The sequence below is a fragment of the Caulobacter sp. 17J65-9 genome (genome assembly GCF_010975005.1).
GTDB lineage: Bacteria > Pseudomonadota > Alphaproteobacteria > Caulobacterales > Caulobacteraceae > 17J80-11.
In genome coordinates this window covers 1-709 of record NZ_JAAIVC010000339.1, presented here as the reverse complement: position 1 = coordinate 709, position 709 = coordinate 1, and the positions used below count along the sequence as shown (strand labels likewise).

The following is a 709-nucleotide window of genomic DNA, read 5'->3' as shown; positions in this document are numbered from 1 at the left end:
AGGGCGCCCTGGCCATCCAGAGCCGCGTCGTCGACGCCGACGCCGCCTGGCTGCGCTCCCTGCACCACGCCCCGACCGCGCTGGCCGTCGCCGCCGAGCGCGGCGCCCTGGAGGCGCTGGAAGGCTCCTGCCGCACCGCCGTGGGCGCCCACGCCCGCCTGGTGGGCGAGCGGCTGGTCATGACCGTCGAGGGCCTGACCGCCGACGGCACGGTGCGCTGGCGCCGCGAAGGGTCGGTCGCCGCGAGCGCGTCGGACGCCGAGGCCCGCGAACTGGGCCTGGAGCTCGGCCGGCAGATCCGGCTCGAGGCCGGCGACCGGTTGATCGTGGCGTGAGCGCGCTGCGGGTCTGGGTCACGCGCGCCCGGCCCGGCGCGGACGAGACGGCCGAACGCCTCACCGCGCTCGGCCACGACCCGCTGGTCGTGCCGGTGCTGGCGGTGCGCGAGCTGGAGCCCGCCGTCGATCTCGCCGGCGTCGCGGCGATCGCCTTCACCAGCCGCAACGGCGTGACCGCCTTCGCCCGCCTGAACCCCGAGCGGGCGCTTCCCGTCTTCACCGTCGGCGACGCGACCGCGCAGGCCGCCCGCGAGGCCGGCTTCGCCGACGTCCGTTCCGCCAACGGCGACGTCAACGCGCTCGCCGCCCTGCTGGCCGAGGAGGCCCCGGCGCTGAACGGCGCGGTGCTGCACGCCGGCGCGCGCGAGCCG

1 protein-coding gene and 1 pseudogene are annotated in these 709 nt (G+C 78.4%); both read left to right on the top strand.

What is annotated here, in order from left to right; all coding sequences use genetic code 11:
- Positions 1–335 (top strand): annotated as a pseudogene (locus G3573_RS21815) (hydroxymethylbilane synthase); the annotation flags it as partial.
- Positions 332–709 (top strand): uroporphyrinogen-III synthase (locus tag G3573_RS21810; protein ID WP_346427433.1); only part of this gene is annotated, 378 nt, incomplete at its 3' end. The pseudogene G3573_RS21815 and the gene G3573_RS21810, both read left to right, overlap by 4 nt.